General features: G+C 57.1%; 19 protein-coding genes. 8 read left to right on the top strand and 11 right to left on the bottom strand.

From position 1 onward, the window contains the following. Positions 1–113: 113 nt before the first annotated feature. The 5 genes from DYU11_RS31275 to ccoS all read right to left on the bottom strand — a co-directional run bounded on the left by DYU11_RS31275 (position 114) and on the right by ccoS (position 5,252). Positions 114–1,700 (bottom strand): 4Fe-4S dicluster domain-containing protein, encoded by a 1,587-nt coding sequence (locus DYU11_RS31275; protein ID WP_119671687.1) that lies wholly within the window; start codon positions 1,698–1,700, stop codon positions 114–116. A 34-nt stretch (positions 1,701–1,734) separates the two neighbouring features. After that, positions 1,735–2,568, bottom strand: coding sequence for a cbb3-type cytochrome c oxidase N-terminal domain-containing protein (locus DYU11_RS31280; protein ID WP_119671688.1), 834 nt, complete (start codon positions 2,566–2,568; stop codon positions 1,735–1,737). Between the two features lie 6 nt (positions 2,569–2,574). Further along, positions 2,575–2,745 (bottom strand): hypothetical protein, encoded by a 171-nt coding sequence (locus DYU11_RS33545; RefSeq protein ID WP_199736852.1) that lies wholly within the window; start codon positions 2,743–2,745, stop codon positions 2,575–2,577. Positions 2,746–2,836: 91 nt separating this feature from the next. Next, on the bottom strand, positions 2,837–5,065 hold the full coding sequence (ccoN, locus tag DYU11_RS31285; RefSeq protein WP_119671689.1) for a cytochrome-c oxidase, cbb3-type subunit I: 2,229 nt from the start codon (positions 5,063–5,065) through the stop codon (positions 2,837–2,839). Positions 5,066–5,081: 16 nt separating this feature from the next. Continuing rightward, positions 5,082–5,252: a cbb3-type cytochrome oxidase assembly protein CcoS gene (gene ccoS / locus DYU11_RS31290; protein ID WP_119671690.1), complete on the bottom strand. Its 171-nt coding sequence runs from the start codon at positions 5,250–5,252 to the stop codon at positions 5,082–5,084. Between the two features lie 298 nt (positions 5,253–5,550). On the opposite strand from ccoS, the gene DYU11_RS31295 reads away from it, so the two are divergent. The 6 genes from DYU11_RS31295 (at position 5,551) to DYU11_RS31320 (ending at position 11,514) form a co-directional block, all read left to right on the top strand. Continuing rightward, complete coding sequence (locus DYU11_RS31295; RefSeq protein ID WP_119671691.1) at positions 5,551–8,043, top strand: TonB dependent receptor; 2,493 nt, start codon at positions 5,551–5,553, stop codon at positions 8,041–8,043. A gap of 132 nt (positions 8,044–8,175) precedes the next feature. Further along, on the top strand, positions 8,176–8,523 hold the full coding sequence (locus DYU11_RS31300) for an ArsC family reductase (protein WP_119671692.1): 348 nt from the start codon (positions 8,176–8,178) through the stop codon (positions 8,521–8,523). Positions 8,524–8,603: 80 nt separating this feature from the next. Beyond that, a complete protein-coding gene (locus DYU11_RS31305) occupies positions 8,604–9,512 on the top strand; it encodes a Nif3-like dinuclear metal center hexameric protein (RefSeq protein WP_119671693.1) in 909 nt (302 codons plus the stop codon). A 97-nt stretch (positions 9,513–9,609) separates the two neighbouring features. After that, positions 9,610–9,996, top strand: coding sequence for a group III truncated hemoglobin (locus DYU11_RS31310; protein WP_119671694.1), 387 nt, complete (start codon positions 9,610–9,612; stop codon positions 9,994–9,996). A 227-nt stretch (positions 9,997–10,223) separates the two neighbouring features. Then, positions 10,224–10,889 carry a GNAT family N-acetyltransferase gene (locus DYU11_RS31315; RefSeq protein ID WP_119671695.1) on the top strand — a complete coding sequence of 222 codons (666 nt, stop codon included), beginning with the start codon at positions 10,224–10,226 and terminating at the stop codon, positions 10,887–10,889. Between the two features lie 178 nt (positions 10,890–11,067). Then, positions 11,068–11,514, top strand: a complete 447-nt coding sequence (locus tag DYU11_RS31320; protein ID WP_119671696.1) for a response regulator — start codon at positions 11,068–11,070, stop codon at positions 11,512–11,514. Positions 11,515–11,524: 10 nt separating this feature from the next. Here the strand turns inward: DYU11_RS31320 and DYU11_RS31325 are convergent, their stop codons facing one another. From DYU11_RS31325 to DYU11_RS31340, 4 genes are all read right to left on the bottom strand, one after another. Further along, complete coding sequence (locus DYU11_RS31325) at positions 11,525–13,450, bottom strand: ATP-binding protein (protein WP_158600401.1); 1,926 nt, start codon at positions 13,448–13,450, stop codon at positions 11,525–11,527. A 31-nt stretch (positions 13,451–13,481) separates the two neighbouring features. Further along, positions 13,482–13,907 (bottom strand): response regulator, encoded by a 426-nt coding sequence (locus tag DYU11_RS31330; protein WP_229366141.1) that lies wholly within the window; start codon positions 13,905–13,907, stop codon positions 13,482–13,484. Between the two features lie 215 nt (positions 13,908–14,122). Continuing rightward, entirely contained in the window at positions 14,123–14,572 is a 450-nt protein-coding gene (locus DYU11_RS31335; RefSeq protein ID WP_119671699.1) for a response regulator, read from the bottom strand. 427 nt (positions 14,573–14,999) lie between these two features. Beyond that, positions 15,000–17,465, bottom strand: a complete 2,466-nt coding sequence (locus DYU11_RS31340; protein WP_229366142.1) for a TonB-dependent receptor domain-containing protein — start codon at positions 17,463–17,465, stop codon at positions 15,000–15,002. Positions 17,466–17,636: 171 nt separating this feature from the next. Between DYU11_RS31340 and DYU11_RS31345 the strand changes: the two genes are divergently transcribed. Both DYU11_RS31345 and DYU11_RS31350 read left to right on the top strand, forming a co-directional pair. Further along, a complete protein-coding gene (locus DYU11_RS31345) occupies positions 17,637–18,077 on the top strand; it encodes a MarR family winged helix-turn-helix transcriptional regulator (protein WP_119671711.1) in 441 nt (146 codons plus the stop codon). Between the two features lie 49 nt (positions 18,078–18,126). Beyond that, positions 18,127–18,564: a hypothetical protein gene (locus DYU11_RS31350; protein WP_119671701.1), complete on the top strand. Its 438-nt coding sequence runs from the start codon at positions 18,127–18,129 to the stop codon at positions 18,562–18,564. On the opposite strand, the gene DYU11_RS31355 is transcribed toward DYU11_RS31350, so the two are convergent. Further along, the gene (locus tag DYU11_RS31355) at positions 18,489–19,241 is read right to left on the bottom strand and encodes an acyl-CoA desaturase (protein ID WP_119671702.1); all 753 of its coding nucleotides are present in this window, start codon (positions 19,239–19,241) and stop codon (positions 18,489–18,491) included. The genes DYU11_RS31350 and DYU11_RS31355 overlap by 76 nt on opposite strands. A 110-nt stretch (positions 19,242–19,351) precedes the next feature. Beyond that, the coding region (locus tag DYU11_RS31360; RefSeq protein ID WP_119671703.1) for a heavy metal translocating P-type ATPase at positions 19,352–20,901 on the bottom strand (1,550 nt) is incomplete at its 5' end.

Raw genomic sequence — 20,901 nt, forward strand, 5'->3', positions numbered from 1 at the left:
AGGTTTAAAGAGTGAAAGAGCGAATGAGCGAGAGAGTGAAAGAGTGAAAGAGCGAAAGAGTGAAAGATTGGCAGAGTACGTATTCGCTGCGCTCGGCGGTCCAATTCGCTCATTCACTCATTCACTCTTTCGCTCATTGATACAGGTCCCAGAAAACTTGTTTTTACGTTATCAAGCACCTCGTCGCCCGACAGCACCTCAAGCTCAATCGGTGTGCTGTTTTGCCGGATGGTTTTCTCGGGCAACAGGATGAAAAACGTGCCTTTTGTCAGCTCATTAGCCGGTACCTCCCTGATTGGCTGCACGAAACGTATGGTAGCTTCAGGATGGCTGAGCCGGAACCGAATCGGCTGCGTCTGGTTCGTTTTGTTGACCAGCTCAATGAGGTACAAATTGGACACCTGGTGGTTCGCTTCGCGTTGAAACAACTGCCCCGGCGCCCGCAATACCGTAACTTCGACCGCGGCCCGGCTGACGAGCAGGAACACGAGCACGCCAACCAACCCCGCCAGCACCGCACTGTAAGCCGCCATCCGACCGTTGAACCGCACGGGTTGGCGGTGCTCAATGCCCGCCAGTGAGTCAATACGAATCAAACCGCGCGGCCGGTTGAGCTTGATCATCACGTCGTCGCAGGCGTCCATACAGGCCGTACAGTTGATGCACTCCAGCTGGCTGCCGTTCCGGATATCAATACCCATGGGGCAGACCTGCACGCAGAGTTTGCAGTCCACACAGTCTCCGTGCGGGGCAGGGGTGCTTCGCGCAGGGGGCAGGGGGCGCAGGGTTTGGGGCGTGAAGCGTGGGGCATGGGGCAAGGGGCTGAGGGCGTGGGGTACAAGGTTGACCTCACAAGTCTTACCCCGCGCCCCCTGCCCCACGCCCCTTGCGCAAAGCACCCCTGCCCCTTGCCCCACGCCCCTTACCCCCTGCCTTTTCCCCCGCGGTTCGCCCCGAACGTAGTCGTACGCGACGATCAGGGAGTTTTTGTCGAGCAGAACGCCCTGCAACCGACCGTACGGGCAGATGGTGGTGCAGACGATTTCCCGGAGTCTGGCGAATACCAGGTAAAACACCCCCGTAAATACCAGGATTGCCGCCAGACCGCCGAGATGCCGGGCCGGGTCGTCGGTAACCAGCGTCAGCCACTGATCCCGCCCGATGAGGTACGCCAGAAACGTATTGCTGATGACGAACGACAACAGAAAAAACACACTGTGCTTCGCAGTCTTTTTGACAACCTTTTCGGTTGTCCACGGGCCGGCATCCAGGCGTCGGCGGGCGTTGTGGTCGCCTTCGATCAGCCGTTCGACTCTACGGAAAATCATTTCCATGAAGATCGTTTGCGGACACGCCCAGCCGCACCAGACCCGCCCGTAGACGACCGTAAACAAGGCAACGAACGTAATGAACGTCAGCAGACCAATGGCGACCAGGTGGAAATCCTGCGGCCAGAACGTAACCCCAAAGAAGATGAACCGGCGTTCCAGTACGTTGAACAGAAACAACGGATGCCCATCGACCCACACGAACGGACCGGCAAACAAAGCCGCCAGCAATACCCACGCCAGGCCAGTACGCCAGCGATAGAGCCGCCCCGCCACCAGGCGGGGATACAGCCACCGTCGGCCGCCGTTGGCATCGGCATTGGGCACACGGTCGCGGAAGGTGGTCGGGGCGGTAGCTACGTTGCTTTCCATACGTTGTTCAGGGCTGGTTTATAAAGTCAATGGCTTACCGCATCGCAACGGGTGTATCGCCCGATCCGGCCACTTTTTCACCCTGGGGTTCTTTGGCACCGGCCGGGTTGGTACCCTGCAGCGACAGCACGTAGCTGGTCACCTGCTGGATCTGAAGCGGGTTCAGTTGCTTTTTCCAGGCAATCATCCCCTTCTCGGGCACTCCCTCCGTAACGGTGTGAAAGACCGCCTTCACGTTGCCACCGTGCAGCCAGTATTCGTCGGTCAGGTTCGGGCCGACTTTCCCCTCGGCGTTGGTGCCGTGGCAGGCCGTACAATACTGCGTGTACAGTACTTTGCCCGATTCGACGCTCTTGCTGTCCTTCAGCAACGTCACCGTGTTCTCATTGATGGAACCAGCTACTTTTCGGATATACTCTTCGCGCTGTTTCTCCGCGATGGCCACCTCCTGGGTATATTCCTGCTCCATGATGTTGCCCGTACCGATCACGTGGAAGACCAGCAGATAGATGGCCGCAAAACCCATGGTGCTGTAAAACAGATACATGAACCAGGGCGGAGTCGGGTTGTCCAGCTCGTTGATGCCGTCGTAAGCGTGTTCCATCACCAGATCACGCTCCTGGCTCAGCGGCTTCAGTCCGGACACCCGCTGCCAGAACGTTTGTTTCTCCCCGACGGTCTCAGCGGGTTCAATCAGCGGCCGGACACTCAGGTACAGATGCAGGGTAGCGACGGCCAGCACGGCGCAGCCCGCCAGAATAAGAAGCAGCAGGACCACCAGCAGTAAGTCTTCGCCGGTCTGTAGGTTCCAGATTGAGGACGAGGCTGGGTCGGGGGCCATCAGGAGTAAGGTAGGTAACGTGTCCATAGAAAGCTAAGCGTCAGTAGTATCATCTAAAGGCAGGCGGCTGACCTGATCAATGTGCCTGCGATCGACCAGCACCAGATAAAGCCCAACCAGGCAGAAGAAAACCAGAAAGGTCATAAACGAGGTAACCATGTACACGTCGGCTCCGGGGAGTTTGGCTATGAATTGCTTGAACATAGTGTTTTTGGTTTGGGGCAAGGGGCGAAGGGCGTGGGGCTGGGGGCATAGGGTAACATCACCCTTAGCCCTATGCCCCCAGCCCCACGCATTATTTTTCCAGTTTCTTAATGTCCGTTCCCAGCCGCTGGAGGTAAGCGATCAGAGCAACGATCTCACGGTCCGATTCCACGTTGATACCGTCTTTGGCCAGCCGGTCGCTGATCCCCTGGGCCTGCGTCTTCAGGTCGTCATTGGCGTAGGTAATCGTCTGGTCGTCGTATGGCACCCCCACTTTTTGGAGCGCCCGCAGCTTATCCGACGTATTGGACAGGTCCAGTTCCTGCGACAGCAGCCACGGATAGGCCGGCATGATCGACCCCGGCGACATCGACTCCGGTTCGCGCATGTGGTGGTAGTGCCAGGAATCCGGGTACTTGCCTCCCTCGCGGTGCAGGTCCGGGCCCGTCCGTTTCGACCCCCACAGAAACGGGTGATCGTAGACGAACTCACCGGCTTTTGAGTAGTCGCCGTAGCGCTCCGTTTCGCTGCGGAACGGCCGGACCAGCTGGCTGTGGCAGTTGACACAACCCTCGCGGATGTAGAGGTCGCGGCCCTGCACTTCCAGCGCGGTGTAGGGTTGTACGGAAGCAATCGTCGGGATGTTCGACGCCACCATGAACGTTGGCACCAGTTCGACCAGCGACCCGATCAGAATCACAACCAGCGACCCCAGCAGCAGTGGCATCGGCTTGCGCTCGAACCAGCGGTGCCAGTACGTATCCTGACCGATCGGGGTGTAGGCCCGTTCGAGCGCAGGCGCTTCGACCGGCTCATTAGTCGTCAGCGTTCCTGCGGCCATGGTCTTGAACAGATTGTAAGCCATCAGGATCGCCCCCAGCAGGTAGAGCGTTCCGCCCAGGGCCCGCATCATGTGCATGGGCAGAATCTGCAGCGTCGTTTCGAGGAAACTCGGGTACTTCAGGACCCCATCGGGCGTAAATTCTTTCCACATCATGCCCTGCGTAAAGCCGGAGATGTACATCGGTACGGCGTAGAAGAGGATACCGAGCGTGCCGATCCAGAAGTGCGCATTCAGCAGCTTTTTCGAATGCAACGGTGTGTGGTACATCCGCGGAATCAGCCAGTACAGCATGGCAAAGGTCAGGAAGCCGTTCCAGCCCAGCGCGCCGACGTGTACGTGCGACACCACCCAGTCGGTGAAGTGCGCGATGGCGTTTACGTTCTTCAGCGACAGCATCGGTCCTTCAAACGTCGCCATACCGTAGGCCGTCAGGCCCACCACCATGAATTTCAGGATGGCATCCTCACGCACTTTGTCCCAGGCCCCGCGGAGCGTCAGCAGCCCGTTGATCATTCCGCCCCACGAGGGAGCAATGAGCATAATCGAGAACACAACCCCCAGCGACTGCGCCCAGTCGGGCAACGAGCTATACAGCAGGTGGTGCGGACCGGCCCAGATGTAGATAAAAATCAGGGCCCAGAAGTGCAGAATCGAGAGCTTGTACGAATACACCGGGCGCCCCGCCATCTTCGGCAGAAAGTAGTACATCATACCCAGATACGGCGTCGTCAGGAAGAACGCCACCGCGTTGTGTCCGTACCACCATTGCACCAGCGCATCCTGCACCCCGGCGTAGAGGTAATAGCTTTTGAACAGGCTCACCGGCATCTCAAACGAGTTGACAATGTGCAGCACGGCCACCGTCACGAACGTAGCGATGTAGAACCAGATGGCGACGTACATATGTCGTTCGCGCCGTTTGATAATCGTACCGAACATGTTGATGCCGAATACGACCCAGATCAGCGTAATGGCGATGTCGATGGGCCACTCGAGTTCGGCGTATTCGTGAGAGGTGGTCAGGCCAAGCGGCAGCGTAACAGCCGCCGACACGATGATGGCCTGCCAGCCCCAGAAGTGAAGCTTACTCAGCCCATTGCTGAACATCCGGGCTTTGCAGAGCCGTTGCAGCGAGTAGTACACGCCCATGAAAATGGCGTTGCCGACGAAGGCGAAAATCACCGCGTTGGTGTGGAGCGGACGAATCCGGCCGAACGTGGTGTACTGGTTGCCCAGGTTAGCAGCCGGGGCAAACAACTGACTGGCGATCAACACCCCGACCAGCATCCCGACCAGCCCCCAGATGATGGTGGCTATACCAAAATCGCGGACGATGCGGTTGTCGTACTCAAAGTACTCCACATGGGGAGCGGCTTTACGTCCCGGTAGTGGCTGGTCGGCCGCGTCTGGCCGGGCCGCGTTCGGCCGGGCCGCGTCAGGCGGCATAATCGAAGGTGGTTTCTGCGAAACGTTCATAGCAATTACGGACTGGTTATTCGGGGCTATTGGTGGCAGCGGTTGGTTCAGTATCCTCCAGCAGAATGCGGATCGAAGGTGTATACAGATCGTCGTGCTGACCGGTACGCATCGACCAGAGAAAGGCTCCCAGGAACCCCAGCGCCATCAGCAGACTAATACCGATCATGAAAAAGATGATGTACATACCCTGAGCATTTAGTACCTCAAAAGTCAGGGGAATTGGCCGGGCGATGTATGATGCCCGTCAGCCCGGCGACTGATAAACTTCAGGCGCGGAAGTAACCGAAGCCGGGCGGCTGTTTTCGGGCCGGTCATCGTTGAAACAGAACTTCAGGCAGCTCATCCCGATTATTTGTCAGTTTGACCAAAAGGACGGGGTGTAGCCGGAGGGCGGTTCTATATTAGCCCAACTGCGCGATGTCGGGCTGCTTCCGTAAGACAATCGTCTGGCTGGCGAGTCGCGTATCTGATCGATACCCTGAATGAAATACCGTCTAGTTACGATTGCCTTATTGTTCTTCGCCGGGCGTTTGCTGGCCCAGCAGTCTCCCTCCGGTGCAGTTACCGGAACCGTACAGGATTCAACGGGAAAACCACTGGAATTTGTCACTCTTGTACTGGTACAGGCGGCTGATTCTACCCCGACCCCAAACAAGGAAACCACCGATCGGTTTGTGAAAGGGGCGATCAGCGACAACCGGGGGACGTACGTCTTCGAGCGCCTTCAGCCCGGTACGTACCGGGTGTCGGCCTCGTTAATGGGGTATCAGACCGTCTCCTCTCCGCCGTTCACAATTGAAACCGGACCGCAGCCGCAGCTTCTGGCTCCGCTGGTCATCCGTGAGCAGGCCCGGCAACTAACCAACGTGACGGTCAGGGCGCAGAAACCATTCATCGAGCAACGTATCGACAAGACTATACTGAACGTCGAAAACAGCCTTGTCGCCAGTGGCGGCACTGCGCTGGAGGTGCTCGAAAAAGCGCCGGGTATCGTGGTAGACCTGCAATCAGAACGGATCAGCATGAAAGGGCGTGAGAACGTACTGGTCATGCTCGACGGCAAACCGACGTACCTATCGACCGCCGACGTACTGGAACTGCTGCGAAATACGCCCAGCAACACCGTCGAAACCATCGAACTCATTACGAACCCATCGGCCCGCTACGACGCAGCCGGCACCGCCGGTATCATCAACATTCGGCTCAAACGCAACAAATCCGCCCAGCCGCTGAACGGCAACCTGAACGTTGGCGCGGGCTACGGCCGCTTCGCCAAATACAACGCGGCCCTCACGCTGAACGCCCGGCCGGGGAAGTGGAGCCTGTTCAGCAACTACGCCTTCGATCAGCGAAACTACTGGTCGGTGGCCACCATTGACCGGCGACTGACCACCACCGAACAACCTACCCTGATCCAGCAGGACAATTATCGGCCGATCCAGAACTCCAATCATACGTACCGGCTCGGCGCCGACTACGCCTTCAGCAAACGGACCACGCTCGGGGTGCTGCTGACCGGCTTACGTACCGATGGTCGGGCGCAGGGTGGTACAACCAGTGCGATTTATCAGGCAAACGTACTGACGTCAATCCAGCGGACGGAGAATGACAACAAGCGGTTCATCGGTCGGCTGGCCGGAAACGTCAATTTCCGCCACCAATTCGATTCCACGCGCCGGGGCGGACAGGGCCGCGAATTATTGGTGGATGTGGATTACTCCAACGCGACGTTCCGACCCGCCGAGCAGTTCGAAACCCGCTACCTGACGCCCCAACAGATCGAAACGGGTCCGCGGTCGTTGCAGCGCCTGAACACAAGCTCGACGGCGCTTATCCGGGCCGCCAAGGCGGATTACACCCACCCCCTCGACAAGCGGACGACCCTGGAAACGGGCTGGAAAAGCAGCTACGTAACGCTCAGCAACGATCTGCTGGTCGAAACCAAACTGGCCGAGCGCGGCCAAACCGTGCCCTGGCAAGTAGACAGCAGCCGGACCAATCAGTTCGAATACCGCGAATGGATTCACGCGGGCTACGTCACCGGACGGCGAACCTGGCCCGGCTGGACCCTACAGGTAGGCCTGCGGGCGGAACAAACCCGTACGGAAGCGCGATCGCTTACGACGAACAGCACCGTGGAGCGCACGTACCTCAACCTGTTTCCCAGCGTGTTTCTGACCCGAACGGTGGGTGATCAGCACGAATTTCAGTACGCATTCAGCCGCCGGATCGACCGGCCGAACTACCAGTACCTGAATCCGTTCATCCGGGTGTTCGACCCGTATGCGTACCAGCAGGGCAACCCCTACCTGAAACCGCAGTACACCGATGCGTTTCAGCTAGCCTACAGCTACAAACAGGAAACGACCGTTAGCTTCGGCTACAACCGGACGCACGACGTAATCGTCGACATCAACGAGCAAAACGACCAGACGGGCGTGACGCGGATTACGTTCATCAACCTGTCGAAGCAAACCAACATCAGTATCAACCTGAGCGCTCCTCTGCGGTTTACGCGCTGGTGGTCGTCGCGCAGCTCGGCCAGTGTCTTTCACAACGCCTACCGCGCTCAGGTCGCCGGTACCCCATTGAACTACAGCCGATTGTCGGCGAACCTGACGAGCAACCATACGTTTGTGTTCGGGTCTGGGCTTAGTGCCGAACTCAACGCAACGTATAACTCACCCTACGTCTACAGCCAGAACCAGATGCGGGCGTTTGGGCAGTTGAGCGTTGGTTTACAGAAGAACCTCTGGCAGAAGCGGGCCACGCTGCGTTTCAATTGGAACGACCTGTTGCAGACGCAGCGGTTTTACGGAAAAGTACAGTTTCAGAACATGGACTTCCGCTTTGCTACGTACAGCGAAACCCGCGTCGCCCGGCTGACGTTCATCTACAACTTCGGAAACCGCGACCTAAAAGGCGCGGGCAACCGCCGAACCGTGTCGGACGATGAACAGCGTCGGATGAACTGAGGTGAGATCAGCAAAATCGCAAAACCAGTCCACAACATCACCGCCGACATTTCTTATTTCCACGGCCGACAATTACCTTGGCGACTTTTAAAACAACCGGCCGTTACGTCTGGTCCGGCCTGCCTGCATCGAATGTATACCTTATACGCCATTCCGAATTGTGATACCGTGAAGAAAGCCCGTACGTGGCTGGCTGAGCGGGGTATCGAGTACCAATTTCATGACTACAAAAAACAGGGTGTTGATCGGCCGCTGCTGGAACGCTGGCTGGCGCAGAAACCCTGGGAAGAGCTGGTGAACCGGGCGGGAACCACCTGGAAAAAACTGCCCGATGCCGAAAAGCCAACCGACACCGAAGGGGCCATCGCCCTCATGCTCGACAGGCCGTCCGTAATTCGTCGGCCGCTGATCGAAACCAACGGGCAGATTGTCGCCCTGGGCTTCAAGGCAGACGAGTACATGAACGCCTTCAGGGGTTAGGCGGCTGATTTTACCGTTTGCCGAACGGTAAGCCCGGCCAGCCGGCTCCTTTACCCGATAGAACGGTCAACCACTCCGCCATGAATAACGCATTGAATAGACGCCGGTTTATAACCAGCCTGACCCAGGTGCTGGGCACGTCTGTGCTCATGAATACCCCGCTGCTCAGCCAGGCGCAGGTGCCGGCCACCAGCCACGCACCGCTCACGGTTGGGCAGGTGATGGCGCTGATTCTGAAATCGATTTCGGGTGCGCCCTTTCCGAAAACCGTCGATACGTTGAAATCGGGGAGTGAGTCGCAGCGCGTCACCGGCATTGTGTCCACGATGTTTGCTACGGCGGAGGTTATTGAAAAAACCGCTGCGGCCGGGGCTAACTTCATCATTGCCCACGAACCTACGTTCTATAACCACCTCGACGAGACCGACTGGCTGAAAGGCAATGAGGTCCTGCGCTACAAGCAGGACCTGCTGAACAAGCATGGTATTGCCGTCTGGCGGTTCCACGACTACTGGCATTCGCACCGGCCGGATGGCATTGCCAAAGGCATGCTGTCGAGGTTGCAGTGGGAGAGCTACTCAGACGCCGGCAACCCGCTGCTGCTCACGATGCCATCGACACCGCTCCAGCAACTCATCGGTCATGTCAAACAGAAGCTGGACATCAAACTGGTTCGCGTCATCGGGGATACGAATCAGGCTTGTCGGCGGGTGTTGCTATTGCCGGGGGCATCGGGTGGCCGTAACCAGATCCGGGCCATTGCAGACGCCAACCCGGACGTTGTCCTGTGTGGAGAGTCCAGCGAGTGGGAAACGCCCGAATACGTTCGAGACGCGCGTCGGCAAGGGCAGAAGTTGTCGTTAGTAGTACTGGGTCATATCATGAGCGAAGCCGCGGGCATGGAATGGCTCGTTACGTGGCTACAACCCCAGGTACCCGGTATCAGGGTTTCTTATGTACCCTCCGGCAATCCGTTTACGTACGTCTAGCCCCTTGCTGAATCTTATGGCCGTCCAACGGTGTTAAACCGGCAGAAGGCCACCCACACCGGCTGGTGTGGCGCGGCCCGGTCAAATTGCGTAAGCCATGCACAAACAAACCCTGGATTCGCCGGAGGCTATACGGCTGCTGGTCAATTCATTTTACGATAAAGTTCGGGTCGATCCGCTGATTGGGCCCGTATTTACGGACGTAGCGGAGGTCGACTGGGCGAGTCATCTACCCAAGATGTACGCGTTCTGGGAGAACATCATCCTCGGCAACAACGCCTACAACGGGCACCCGTTCCGGCCACATCTGCTGATCAATCAGAAACACACCCTGCATACCGAACACTTCGAGCGGTGGCTCCAGTTGTTTTCGGCAACCCTGGCCGAGCATTTCACCGGCGAAACCGCCGAGCTGGTCCGGCAACGCGCGACCCAGATTGCCATGGTGTGGAATCAGAAGCTGCTGTACCTGAACAGCGACTGATATTTAACCGCAAAGTCGCTTAACAAACAAGGGTACATGTGGCGGGAAGACTACATTTTGGGCGCTGCTCTACACGTTGCCGTCTTTTGTGTACGGACAGCGACCGATGGCCAAGCCCGCGCAGCTGTTTAGTTTCCTGGTGTAAACTCGTTGCGCCTTTGCGGTCAAAAACACCGCATTTCGTGTTAAATTGCTTTTTTCTTACGTATTGTTAAATACCCCCGCCAATGAAAGGAGATAAGCTGGATATGTGGCTCGACCTGGGCTATTTTCGAATGCATCAGGACGTATTCACCTGCCGCTACCTGATGATCGACGATATGATCTGCCCCATTCACTGGCTACGCATTGTCCTTCCCAACGTTGACTACAAAGCCAAACAACGCAGCCTGCTCCGTAGCAACGCCCGGTTTCAGGTCACCATCAAGCCCTTCATTCTGACCGACGAAGCCGAAGCACTGTACGCCCGCTACAAAATCGCCGTTGATTTCGACGCGCCCGAATCCGTGGAGTTCTGGCTCATGAACGGTTCGGATACCAACATCTTCGATACGTATGCGGTAGAAGTGCGGGACGAGAACCGGCTCATTGCCGTTGGGATCTTCGACAAAGGCGAAAAATCCATTGCGGGCATCATGAACTTCTACGATCCGGCTTACCGGAAGCATAGCCTGGGTAAGTACCTGATGCTGCAAAAAATTGACTACGCCCGGCAGCAGCAGATGCTCTATTACTATCCCGGCTACGTGGTCAGTTACTACGCCAAATTTGACTACAAACTATTCCCCTGCGAAGCGGCAACCGAGGTCTTTGATGATATGACCGCCGATTGGCTGCCTTTCTCGCGGGAAACGGTCAACGCCCTGGCAATCGGTATGCTGAACGATATGTGAGCCGGCCGCTGAGCCATGCCGCCCCCTACGTACATACCCACGTTAGGCACTGACAGCTAAGCAGGGGTATTTCCCGGCCGGCTACGATGAAACCTCAGCGATAATTTAATAGCCTTACCGACCAGTTAAGGTAAATTTGCTTAGTTTTGACTTTTCATTCCCGTTCACAATTGTCCTTATGCTCTCAACGTCTACGCGCAGTCAAACCACCGACAGATTAGTGTATTTGGTCGATGATGATGAGGACGATGCGCTGCTGGTTCAAACTGCCATTCATGAGGCCATCCCCTACTGCAAGGTGCGCATATTCCAGAACGGACTGGTCATGCTCGAAATCATGGCTGAACCTGGCGCCAAGCCAAACCTGATCTTTCTGGACATGAATATGCCAATCGCTCATGGCCTTGAAGTGCTCACTAATCTGAAAATGAACCGGCAATGGGCCGATATTCCCGTTATCATTCTCACCGGCAGTGATGACCCGGAACAGATAAAACTGGCGTATCAGCTGGGCGCCCAGACCGTTATCAATAAACCCAATAAATACACTGAACTGGTTGACATCGTGATGATCATCCGTCAATACTGGTTCAGCGTTGCCCGACTCCCCCAGGCAGATGCCTGATTATCTACGGTTAGCCCTCCCCTGTTGCTTTGGGCAGATACAGCGTAAACGTAGCTCCTTGATTTGGCTCTCCCGTGGCTGTCAGAAACCCGCCATGATTCTCCGCCACCTGCTTACAGATGGCCAGGCCTAGTCCCGTTCCAACCGTTCGGCCCGGCAACCGCTCAAACGACTGAAAAATACGCTCCGCGTGCCGGGGCTCAAACCCGATACCATTATCGGTCATGACAATCCGCCAGAATCCGTCCGAAACCGGTTCGGTGGGTTGCGGTAGTAACTGCGGCAGTTCATCGGCCGTAACCCGATCGGCGCGAACCTGCAGACGCAGTGACACATCCGGCCGGCGGTATTTCAGTGCGTTGTTGACCAGGTTCTGAAACAACTGTCCCAGTTGGATCCGGTCGCCCATAACGGTCGGCAATGGCCCAACATCAATCGCAGCCCCCTGTACATTCAGCGACAGATCCCCGATTACCTGACCTACCAGTTCTTGTAAGTCAACCGGCTTTGCATCGGCCAGACCCGCGTCCAGCCGGGCGTAAAACAGCAGATTATCGATCAGCCGCTGCATGCGTTCAGCGGCTTCGCGCATCGTTTTCAGTAAGATGACCCCTTCCTCCGTCAAAGTCGGGGCGTACTCATGCAGCAGCATGTCGCCGTAAAACTTGACTTTCCGCAGCGGCTCCTGCAAATCATGACTGGCCACGGCCGAAAACCGCTGTAATTTTTCGTTCAGTCGATTCAGGGCTGCGTTGGCATCTTCAAGGCGCTGCTGATACAGGTGGCTTTCCGTAATATCGACCGACGCGACCACCACACCGTCGTCGGCTTTGGCCACCAGCACCTTGTGCCAGCGTCCGTCTACCGGCGACCGGGTCTCCCAGGTCTCAGGCCGACCGGTTTCAACCACCCGAACAAAGCGATCCAGCACCGACGATGGGTCCGGTTCGTCAGGCTGTGTGCCCAGGGCAGTCAGGTTACCAGACTGCTCAGCCGGCAGTCCCCAGTTTTGCTGGGCTTGCTGGTTGCTCAATACCACCTGAAAATCCTGAATTGAGCCGACCTCCTCGCCGGGCAGCGACTCCCGAACAGCGCGGTACAGCGAGATCCCCGTCTGCGATACGTCCACCACCGTCTGAAGCAAGCGGGCCTGCAGTTCCTGCTGCTGCTCGGAATCTTTCAGGGCCGTTATGTCCAGAAACGTAAACAGCACCCCATCGGCCTGGCGAACAAAGGTCGATTCAAACCAGCCCCGAATGCCCTCGCCCTCGAAGGGAAACGTAAACTGCCGGGGAACGCCCGTCTCCGTAACGCTTACCAGCACCTGCAAAAAATCGCCATAAAAGGCAGTTGGAGAAACTACCGATAAGAGCTGACCGGTCATTTCGGCAACGCTTTGGTTGGTTACCCGGGCGTTGGTGGGGTTAGTCAGTACGTACCGAAAATCAACAATCTGTCCCTCGTCATTACGTATGGCTTCGTACAGAACAATCCCCGCCGGCGACGTATCCAGCATCGTCTGCAGCAGGTCGCGCTGGTGCTGCATCAGCCGTAATGCCCGGTTCGCCTGCGTCACGTCATGGAACGTAATCATGAGCTGATCCCCCACCCGGGCGGCCGTCAGCTCGTACCATTCGTCTTCGTCGGGTTGGTAATCGGAGAAGTGGATAGACTGGCCGGTTTGAAACACCGCCACGTACTGATCGAAAAGACCGACACGGCCTTTCCCGGCGTACCAGTCGAGAAGCGTCGTGCCGGCCTGCCAGCCTTTGAGCAGACCAGATTTCGAAAAAGCACGGTCGTTGATAAACGTAAAGGCAAAATCAACCACCGTTCCATCGACATGCCAGATGGGCTGGAGTAAAATAACACCGTTGGGGGACGCATTAAATACATCCGCCAGCGGTAGTGTTGGTGACGAAAAAACTGGAGTCATTCCGAAGAAACTAACCTGCTTGTGGAAGAGGTTAGAACTCGGAATAGACGGTAACGGTTTCAAACCAGTATTGACGGGTAATCTGCACCAGTTCAAGCAAGCGGTCATAGCTGGCCGGCTTGGTAACGAACGAACTGGAGCCTGACTGGTAGCTCAGGGATATATCTTCGGGCCGGCTCGATGTGGTCATGATCACCACCGGTATAACTCGGAGACGCGGATGCGCTTTCAGCCGCTTCAGGACTTCAAAGCCACTCATCCGGGGCATATTCAGATCGAGAATAATCAGCCGGGGCAGTTCATGAGGGGGGGTGTTGGTAAGCGCTGACAACAGTTCGTCGCCGTCGGCGAAGAAAACTAACTGGCAACCCGGCGACTGCTGCTGAAACGCCTGTTGCAATAACAGCCGATCATCTTCGTCGTCATCCGCCGTAAATATTAGATTGTTGTAAGCCATTGGCATAGGACTAGGTGAACAAAACTAATCTCTTTTTCCTATTTTCTTACTTAAGTAAACAATAAAATCTACGTGAGTAAACCCTGTGTTGTCTGAGTTGTTGCTGCGGTTCGCTCACCGCCTGTTCAAACTGACCGGGTTAGTCGTGTATCGCTTGCTTCCGGCTTGTCCTGGCAGATTAGCTAACCGTCTATAGGTCAACATATAGCCCCAAATCAGGCCATATAGGGCGTCCGGGCGGCTGTATTCCAGTACGTCTGCACCACGCCCATCAATTGATCCATCGCTTCCTGCGACTCGGGTTTGGCAATCCAGGACTGCGCTCCCAACTGGTAGCATAACTTCAATTCCTGAGGCTCCCGGCTGACCGTCAGCATGATGACGGGGACCGCTGACCATCGCCGATCAGCTTTCAGACTCAGTAAGGTTTCAAACCCGTCCATCAAGGGCATTTTCACGTCCAGAAAGATCAACATGGGCAAACGGTCGGCCTGACTGGTAGCGGCCATCATCTCAAACCCACTCGAAAAAAGTTCGACGTCATGGTTGTGAAAAGTACGCTGAAAGGCCTTGTAATATAACTGCCGGTCTATCGGGTCGTCGTCGACAAAGTAAATCAACGGGCGCGGAGCCGGAATCAAAGCTGGATAAGGGGAGTTACGCATACGTTTAATACGAGACAAAAGCTTGTACCAAAGTAACTCATAAAGCAGATGCAATGGTGCGATTAGCCCATTAATAATCGATTAAACTAATAGAGTATCCCTTTTGCCTTAATCCCCACCATACTGATGCAGGCTCAGTCCAGCCACCGATCAGACCATCGACACGAGCAGGATGCAAAGTGGCAGCAGGAACTGAACTTGTACTCACAAGGTAAAGGACTGGTTGTAGCGCAGCCAATAAATTAGTCCCGGCAATGACACCGGTGGCAAAAACAGGAATCGGCTGGCCCTGCAACACCGTATCTGGACGCTTTAATCCATAGCCAGATCCCTGCTCAACACAAAAACGCGTCTGGCCCGGAGTCGGTTAACTACCTCCAGGCGCAGACGCGTTTGTATACTCTGTAGACTACGTTACGTCAACCCGTTACGCGCCCCCGGCCCGGCGTTTTTCGTCCTCGGCTCCGGTGGTACGTCGGCGAGTCGGAGTCACTTTGTCGTTGCCAAACCGGTAGGAGAACGACAGGGTAGCCGTGCGGGAATCCCGGCGTTGATAGAACCGCTCGATGTAGTTGTCGTAGGCCGACACCGCCCGTACTTTCTGCGTGAAGAAGATATCCGCTACGTTCAGGCGCAGTGTTCCCTTTCGCTCCCAGAGGGCTTTCTGAAATCCGGCCGTCACCTGACCGTTGGGCCGTACGCGCAGGAAACCGTACTGCTCCCCCGACTGGAAGCTGCCGTTCAGCTCGGCCGACCAGCCTTTACTGAGCGTGAACGTATGGTTGCTGCTCAGATTAAACGCCGGACGCCCTTTATTCAGCGCCGTACCGGCCAGATTACCCACAAAATGGCTGTAGTAGAACACGGCGTTGTTGTACATCTGCCACCATTTGGCCGGCTGCACCGGGGCCGTGATGGTCAGGGCAAAATAATCCTGCCGGTTCAGGTTTACGGCCGTGGACAATACGGTTGAATCCGTTTCGGGCTGCACTACGCCTATGATGGGCAAGTTCGTGCGGCTGTAGCTCAGCCCGGTACTGAACGTCCCTTTAAACGTATGCGTCAATTCGAGGTTGTAGCTGGTTTCGGGCCGCAGGTTGGGATTACCCGAGCCGGCTGTAGTGGGGTCGATAATAATCCGGAACGGATTCAGCTGTCCGTACGACGGGCGGTTAATCCGGCGGCTCAACGTCAGGTTCAGTTCATGATTTTTGCTCAGCGTTCGTTTAATGGCCGCGCTGGGAAATAACTGCGCATACCGGCGCGTAAAGCTGCTGTCACCTACCGCCTGCCGCCCCTCCGCCAGTGTTTGCTCGGCCCGTACGCCAAACTGAAGCGTGGTTTTGGCGAGGGTCCGGCTCCAGTTCCCGTAAGCCGCCAGGATAGTCTCGTCGTAGCGGAAGCGGTTGGTACGGCTCAGGTCGACGATCGTCAGCGCTCCTTCGGTCAGGCGAAACACGACGTCGTTGTCCGACGACACCCGGCTGGCTTTCACGCCAGCCTCCAACCGGCTGCGTCTGGCGAGCGGGCGGGTGAAATCAGCCTTGGCCGACATGATGGTCAGATCGCCCTGCTGGTCGCCAACGAGGAGCGTGTTGATCCGGTCAGACAACGCATAGTTTGTAACCAGCTCCTGCAGGCGGTCCGTGCGGTAGCGGGCGTAGTCGACATCGGCCGTCAGCTCGGGGCTATTGGTAGAGTCGGCGAAGTTGTGTTTAACGTTAAAATTAATCGATCCGTTCGGCGACAGGAAGTTGCGCGTGTTGCGGGCGTTGTAAACATCCGTCGGCCGACCGGCTGCGTCGTACAGGGTCGTCTGGTTCTGCGCAATCTGACCGGGCGATCGGCTCTGCTGGTAGCTGCCGACCAGGCCCAGCACCGTCCGCTTGGAGAGGGTATAATCCAGCCCCGCCCGGGCGGAGTGCGACAGGAAATACATCCGGCTCCGGTTAATCTGGTCGCTGCTGCCGGTCAGCGTCTGCTGCCGGTTCGGCCCAACACTATAAAAATCGCGGTGAATATCGAGCATGGCCAGTCCATCGCGGTTGGCGTAATTGTACGAGCCGAACAGATTCAGCCCTTTCTTCCGATTGTTGAGTGTAAGGCCCGCCGTGTATTTATCGTACTGGCTCCGGCCGTAGCTGCCCTGTACAGTTCCGTTGGTCCCCAGCCGCTGGTCTTTGCGGAGGTTGATGGCAATGATCCCCGCGGTGCCCTGGGCGTCGTACTTGGCCGGCGGGTTTGTAATCAGTTCAATGCTTTTCAACTGATCGGCGGGTAAGGCCCGCAGGTAGTCGGCCAGTTCGGAGCCGGTCATGGGCTGGCGTTTGCCGTCGATGAGGACCAGGACGTTCTGCCGCCCGCGCAGGGCCAGGTTGTCGTTGTTGTCAACAGTCACCCCCGGTGCCCGGGCCAGCACATCCAGCGACGTATTGCCGGCCGCCAGTGAGCTACCCTCTACGTTCACGACGGTGCGGTCGGCCTGCCGTTCATAGAGCGGTTTCTGAGCCACCACCTTTACTTCGTTCAGGGTCGTGCTCTGGCTGGCCCGAAGGACCAGCGCCGGCAGGGTCTGGCTGTCTGTGGCTACGTCGACTACGGTGGTTTTCGCTTTCGTAAAGCCCACCTGCGAAGCGGCTACGTAGTACCGCCCCGGCGCCGACAGGCCGAACAGGTAAGCCCCGTCGGCATCGGTAAACTCCGCCTTGACCACCACCGAATCGCCGGCGCGGTGGAGCGTGACGGTGGCAAATTCGACCGGCAAGCCAGACTCGGTCCGAACAGTTCCCTTCAACTGACCCGTTGATTGAGCCTGACTCTTACCACTGTACACGGCTATGGTAAGCAGCATCAGTAGCATTGATACGTATTTTGGGTAAAGCGCTGTTTTCATACATGCGTAATTAGACGACCAGACAAATCTATGATATATCATTTAGATAAAGAGACGGATTTGAACTGAATTGTGCGAAAAGCAGGACGAATGAACTATTTTGCGGATGAACGGTCGATTTACGGCGAGTTTGGATATACTTGCAGCCAAAATCCCTTCCGTAGCGGTTCTATGCTGAATGACGTCATTTTTTACGTGCTCGACAAAACAATCAAACGCTACCGGCAATACGCCCAGAGCAACATTGATCGGGCAGGCATCCCAATCACTGTCGACCAGTGGTTGGTGTTAAGTGTCATTCAGGAATCGCCCGAGCTGGGGCAGACGGAGATTGCCGAGCGGGTGTTTAAGGATCAGGCGTCGGTGGCCCGCATCATCGACCTGCTGGTTAAAAAAGAGCTGCTCGTGCAGAGCGCCAGCCAGCAGGACCGTCGGCGCGTAGACCGGGCCATTACGCCCCAGGGGCAGGCGCTTCTGCAGGCCGTTGCGCCCATTATTGCCCGGAACCGTAGCGTGGCTCTGCAGGGGCTTTCAGAACCGGCCATTGAGCAACTGCGGCAAACGCTGGAGACGATCTACGGCAACTGCCACACCACGACCGCCGAGGATTGACAACCGCCCACAGCGGCCCCTGCGCCTGCCGCAATTTCTCAGTCGCTGTATGAAATGGGTTCTCTTCGCGGGCATCGCCCTGCTGTTCGCAGCAATTCTCTTCCCGAAACAAACCCTCGTTATTGCTTTCATTACCGGCGGCAGGTTCATGGCTCCGGAAGGGTCTGCCATCCTGACGCAGTACTGGTTCGGGAAGGGCGATACGCTACAGCTGAACCCGGAGTACATCAGCCGGTCGCCGGTGGTGCGGAACGCACTTAAAGGTCTGCAACCCGGAGCGGTTCGGCGGGTTACGATCACCGTACGCGATAACCTCGTGCATGCATTCGACTGTACACCGTTTGCCGGTTCAAACCATCAGTTAGTTGACGGTCTTGACGAGTACGTCCCCCGGGCGGGTTTTCTGACTTTCTACATGTACTTCAGGTCGTTGTTGGTTTTCAGCCGGATAATTCCCAGTCGGTTCAGCAGGCGGATAAGGGGGTAGGTCGGGTCAAACTCGTGCCAGCGAAAACCGCCGAAGTTGGCCCGGCCGCCAAACTTATGGTGGTTGTTGTGGTACGACTCGCCCATCATCAGAAAATCGAACGGCAGCAGATTCCGGGCCGTATCGTCGACGGCGAAGTTGACGTAGCCATAGCGGTGCGCGTACCAGTTGATGATGGCGCCGTGAATGGGTCCCATCAGGTAATGCACCGGCAGCAAGGCAAACCACCACAGCGACGGCGCATAGGCGATGTACACCAGCGTATAGGCCGTACCCCAGGCAATACGTACCGGCCAGCGGTCGCCGAGCCACTCCATAAATGCCCAGTACGGCACCCCTTTCTTGAACTTGAGGGCGACCGTGTCGCGGTTATTCAGGATGTCGTTGTAGACCAGGCGCGTCTTCCACATCATATCAAACAGCCCCGTTGAGTACGACGGTGAGTGCGGGTCGTTTTCCGTGTCGGCATGGGCGTGGTGCAGCCGGTGCATAATGCCGTAGGCCCGCGGGCTCAGAAACGACGATCCCTGCCCGATGAACGTCAGTACGTAAAAGAACTTCTCCCAGCCGGGACTCATGGTAAACATCCCGTGGGCGGCATAGCGGTGGAGAAAAAAGGTCTGGGTGAAAATGGACAGATACCAGTGGCAGGCAAAAAACGTAAGGATGATAAGCATAGTGAAACCGAAACGTGGCGGTGCAAAATTGCCCCGGCAGCCATCCCGGCTCCATGATCTTTATCAGCCCCGGCGCTGATTCAGGCCAGTCCGCGAAAACAACGTTTCTGCTATTGACGCGTATCGCCTTGATCAGCCAGCAGCCGACCAGCCCAGCCCCGCATGCCGATGGTAGCGATCAGGAGCATGGTGGCGGAACTGAGCGGCATCAGAATGGCGGCTACTACCGGCGACAGATTACCCGCCACGGCGAACCACAAACCGACCCCGTTGTACAGCAACGAAATGCAGAAGCTGAACCGAATCAGTCGCATGGCAAATCGGCTGTAGCGCAAAAAACCGGGCAACCGGGTGAGCGACGACGCGTCCAGAATGGCATCGCTCGACGGCGTAAACTGAACCGTATCCTCCGACACGGCAATGCCGACATCCGCCTGTTTCAGCGCCCCTGCGTCGTTGAGACCGTCGCCGATCATAACGACCCGACGGCCTTTCGCCTGAAGTTGCTGAATGAAAGCCAGCTTTTCCGGCGGCCGACACTGAAAGACCAGGTGATCGTCGGTCGCGAACCACTCGGTTAATTCCGCCCGCGCCGTATCGGTATCGCCCGAGAGCAGGTACAGCTCGTACGTCTGCCTGAGTTCGTTCAGCAGCGAGGCTACCCCCGGCCGGTACTGGTTCGGGAAGTGGAAAGAGCCCATCGGAATTCCGTCGATGCTGATGTACACGGCCGCTCCCGCCGAGGTCTGGTCTGACAGGCTGCCGGCCGGATCGACAAACGAGCGCGCGCCCAGCCTGACCCGGATACCACTGACGTACGCGTCAATGCCCTGCCCCGGCGTTTCCACAAACCGGCTGACGGGCCTGGGGGCAGCCTCCGCCAGATACGCCACCAGCCGACGGCTGAGGGGGTGGGCCGACTGTTGCGCGACCGATGCAATCAGCGACCGTTCGAACGAATCCAGACCGAACGAGAAGGATTCCGTCGGTTCCGTACGCGCCGTAGCCGTCAGGGTGCCGGTTTTGTCAAAAACAAGGGTATCGCAGGCAGCCATCTGCTCGATTACGTCCGCATTTTTCAGGTAGAACCGCAGCTTACCCAACAGCCGCATGCCGGTTCCGAGCGCGAACGGATACGACAGCGACAGTACACACGGGCAGGCAACAATCAGCACGGCGGTGCTGGCATTCAGGGCTTTTTCCGGATCGACTACGTACCAGTACGCCCCAACCAGAACGGCCAGGATAAGTACCGTACGGGTAAAGTACTTTCCCACGGCATCGGCAAAGGTTTGCATACGGCTGGGCGCTTCCTTCCGAAACACGTCGTTGTTCCAGAGCTGGGTCAGGTAGCTCTGCGATACGTCCCGCACCACTTCCAGCTCAATGGCCTCGCCGACCTGTTTGCCCCCGGCGTACAGCAACGTACCGGGCTCTTTATGTTCCGGCGTCGATTCGCCCGTCACGAAACTGTAGTCAATCGAGCCCGTACCTGTATACAGGATACCATCGGCCGGAATCAGTTCGCCGTGCCGAATCCGAATCCGGTCGCCTTTGCGCAGCTCCGTAACCGGAACGATTTCCTCGCGGGGGGTAATGGGCGTGGGGCAGGGGGCGAAGGGCAGGGGGTGCGGGGCTGAGGTAGCGGGGGGCGAAGGGC

This window comes from Fibrisoma montanum (genome assembly GCF_003583365.1).
In the GTDB taxonomy this organism is placed as follows: Bacteria; Bacteroidota; Bacteroidia; order Cytophagales; family Spirosomataceae; genus Fibrisoma; species Fibrisoma montanum.

What these genes read in the sequence shown, in the direction of transcription:
- DYU11_RS31275 (WP_119671687.1), bottom strand. Translation starts at nt 1,700, where the DNA reads ATGGAAAGCAACGTAGCTACCGCCCCGACCACCTTCCGCGACCGTGTG.
- DYU11_RS31280 (WP_119671688.1), bottom strand. Translation starts at nt 2,568, where the DNA reads ATGGACACGTTACCTACCTTACTCCTGATGGCCCCCGACCCAGCCTCG.
- DYU11_RS33545 (WP_199736852.1), bottom strand. Translation starts at nt 2,745, where the DNA reads ATGTTCAAGCAATTCATAGCCAAACTCCCCGGAGCCGACGTGTACATG.
- ccoN (WP_119671689.1), bottom strand. Translation starts at nt 5,065, where the DNA reads ATGAACGTTTCGCAGAAACCACCTTCGATTATGCCGCCTGACGCGGCC.
- ccoS (WP_119671690.1), bottom strand. Translation starts at nt 5,252, where the DNA reads ATGTACATCATCTTTTTCATGATCGGTATTAGTCTGCTGATGGCGCTG.
- DYU11_RS31295 (WP_119671691.1), top strand. Translation starts at nt 5,551, where the DNA reads ATGAAATACCGTCTAGTTACGATTGCCTTATTGTTCTTCGCCGGGCGT.
- DYU11_RS31300 (WP_119671692.1), top strand. Translation starts at nt 8,176, where the DNA reads ATGTATACCTTATACGCCATTCCGAATTGTGATACCGTGAAGAAAGCC.
- DYU11_RS31305 (WP_119671693.1), top strand. Translation starts at nt 8,604, where the DNA reads ATGAATAACGCATTGAATAGACGCCGGTTTATAACCAGCCTGACCCAG.
- DYU11_RS31310 (WP_119671694.1), top strand. Translation starts at nt 9,610, where the DNA reads ATGCACAAACAAACCCTGGATTCGCCGGAGGCTATACGGCTGCTGGTC.
- DYU11_RS31315 (WP_119671695.1), top strand. Translation starts at nt 10,224, where the DNA reads ATGAAAGGAGATAAGCTGGATATGTGGCTCGACCTGGGCTATTTTCGA.
- DYU11_RS31320 (WP_119671696.1), top strand. Translation starts at nt 11,068, where the DNA reads ATGCTCTCAACGTCTACGCGCAGTCAAACCACCGACAGATTAGTGTAT.
- DYU11_RS31325 (WP_158600401.1), bottom strand. Translation starts at nt 13,450, where the DNA reads ATGACTCCAGTTTTTTCGTCACCAACACTACCGCTGGCGGATGTATTT.
- DYU11_RS31330 (WP_229366141.1), bottom strand. Translation starts at nt 13,907, where the DNA reads ATGGCTTACAACAATCTAATATTTACGGCGGATGACGACGAAGATGAT.
- DYU11_RS31335 (WP_119671699.1), bottom strand. Translation starts at nt 14,572, where the DNA reads ATGCGTAACTCCCCTTATCCAGCTTTGATTCCGGCTCCGCGCCCGTTG.
- DYU11_RS31340 (WP_229366142.1), bottom strand. Translation starts at nt 17,465, where the DNA reads ATGAAAACAGCGCTTTACCCAAAATACGTATCAATGCTACTGATGCTG.
- DYU11_RS31345 (WP_119671711.1), top strand. Translation starts at nt 17,637, where the DNA reads ATGCTGAATGACGTCATTTTTTACGTGCTCGACAAAACAATCAAACGC.
- DYU11_RS31350 (WP_119671701.1), top strand. Translation starts at nt 18,127, where the DNA reads ATGAAATGGGTTCTCTTCGCGGGCATCGCCCTGCTGTTCGCAGCAATT.
- DYU11_RS31355 (WP_119671702.1), bottom strand. Translation starts at nt 19,241, where the DNA reads ATGCTTATCATCCTTACGTTTTTTGCCTGCCACTGGTATCTGTCCATT.